Below are 1,858 nucleotides of genomic sequence, written 5' to 3'. Positions count from 1 at the left end.
GGCAGACATCGCAGCGCCAACTCGCTACATGACCGCGGCCTACGCCGGATGCTTACGCCCATGAGCCGTGCCCATACTGACCCGCGACACCGCGTGCCAGGGATTGTGCGATGTAGCCTTCCTCGCCCTGTGCGGTTCAGGCGGCTTCGCTGATAAACGCCAAACCCCGTTCGATCGTTTCCAGCCCCGCGCCATCGCGCGACGCCTCTTCGGACAGCAGCCGCCGCCAGCTTCGTGCCCCTGGCCGCCCCGCGAAAAGCCCCAGCATATGGCGCGTGACCTGATTCAGGCGCCCGCCTTGCGTCAGATGATTTTCGATGTATGGCAGCATCCGGCGAACCGCTGTTTCCGGCGATATGGGCGCACGTTCCAAACCGAAAATCCGCCTGTCCGCATCCGCAAGAATATCCCAGGGCTGATGGTAGGCCGACCGCCCGATCATCACCCCATCAAGCCCCTGCGCCAGCAACGCCTGCGCCGCATCCAGGCTGGCGATCCCGCCATTAATTGAAATATGCAGGTCGGGAAAATCGCGCTTCATCTCGGTCACAAGCGCATAGTCGAGCGGCGGGACATCGCGGTTTTCCTTTGGACTCAACCCCTTGAGCCATGCCTTGCGCGCATGGATCACAACCCGGCCGCATCCGGCGTTGCTGATCGCCTCAAGAAACGCCGGAAGCGCCTCGCGCGGCTCTTGCTCGTCAACGCCAATCCGGCATTTGACGGTGACCTCGACATTGACAGCCTCGCGCATCGCCGCGACACAGTCGGCAACCAGCCCGGGCGATTGCATCAATACGGCCCCGAAAGCGCCCGATTGCACCCGATCCGACGGGCAGCCGCAATTGAGATCAATCTGGTCATACCCCGCTTGCTCTCCGAGTCGCGCGGCTTGCGCAAGCTCGTCGACATCCGACCCGCCGAGTTGCAGCGCGACCGGATGCTCTTGCGCCGAGAAGGCAAGCAAATGTACCGCGCCGCCACGAACCAGCGCGGGCGCCGTGACCATTTCGCTATAAAGCAGCGTCTGGGACGACAACTGCCGATGAAGGTACCTGCAATGCCGGTCGGTCCAGTCCATCATCGGGGCGACAGAGAGGCGTGCGGCGCGGGCTACATCCGATTTCCCTTGTTTTCTTGGATTCGGCCGCTCTGCCATCTGTTCCATTTTCCTCTATTTCCGGGCCTTTTGCCCCCATTTTTGGGGGTAGTGCAACAAAATGTTGCACCAAAACCAAATTGTTGCACCGCTCTTCGACCCCGACGACATCCCGCCTGTTTTCGGTGAAGGCGGCACCGCTACCCGCGCCTGCATATCGAGATAGAGAACCCTGGGCAAAGACCCGTTCGCCCCCAGCGCGATGGATCGACCTCCTCAACATCAGCAATGAAGAAACGAAAGGAGACCCGAATGGGTACCATCATGAAGCGCGAGAAAAAAGACGGCGCGAAGAGTTACACTGCGATTATCCGCAAGAAGAAAGGCGGCAAGGTCATTCTTTCCCTGACGGAGACCTTCAAGAGCGAGCAAGCTGCTGAGCGGTGGGTTCGACAAACTGAGCGTGACCTGAAGGGCAAGGGTGCTCTCGATCAGGCCGTTGCCGCACGGCATCGCAAAACTTGGGCGGACGTGATCCGCGAGTACGTTGCTGCATCGCCCGACACGTTCGGTAAGACTAAGACAGCAAACCTCTCATACCTCCGGCGCCTCGACTTCGGCAATCTGGCGGTTCAGGAGACTGACGATCATGACTTCTTCTGTTTGAGCTACCCCCCGAAATTCGGACAGTGACGTAAGCTACGATTTGCAGTCTGCTGATCTTCGACGAGAAGGAGATCAGAGATGTCGAAACGCAAA

At 59.7% G+C, this 1,858-nt stretch carries 2 protein-coding genes; one reads left to right on the top strand and one right to left on the bottom strand.

Going from position 1 to position 1,858, the window contains the following annotated elements:
- Nucleotides 1-136: 136 nt before the first annotated feature.
- Nucleotides 137-1,168, bottom strand: coding sequence for a tRNA dihydrouridine(20/20a) synthase DusA (dusA, locus tag ATI53_RS22740; RefSeq protein ID WP_009504927.1), 1,032 nt, complete (start codon nucleotides 1,166-1,168; stop codon nucleotides 137-139).
- A 243-nt stretch (nucleotides 1,169-1,411) separates the two neighbouring features.
- Between dusA and ATI53_RS22735 the strand changes: the two genes are divergently transcribed.
- The gene (locus ATI53_RS22735; RefSeq protein ID WP_111551441.1) at nucleotides 1,412-1,792 is read left to right on the top strand and encodes a hypothetical protein; all 381 of its coding nucleotides are present in this window, start codon (nucleotides 1,412-1,414) and stop codon (nucleotides 1,790-1,792) included.
- The last annotated feature ends 66 nt before the right edge of the window (nucleotides 1,793-1,858 follow it).

This window comes from Salipiger aestuarii (assembly GCF_003259905.1).
In the GTDB taxonomy this organism is placed as follows: Bacteria; Pseudomonadota; Alphaproteobacteria; order Rhodobacterales; family Rhodobacteraceae; genus Salipiger; species Salipiger aestuarii.
The sequence above is the reverse complement of the archived record's forward strand: the minus strand, read 5'-3'. Positions and strand labels throughout refer to the sequence as shown.

Coding starts and splice junctions, on each gene's coding strand:
- dusA (WP_009504927.1), bottom strand. CDS start 1,168: ATGGAACAGATGGCAGAGCGGCCGAATCCAAGAAAACAAGGGAAATCG.
- ATI53_RS22735 (WP_111551441.1), top strand. CDS start 1,412: ATGGGTACCATCATGAAGCGCGAGAAAAAAGACGGCGCGAAGAGTTAC.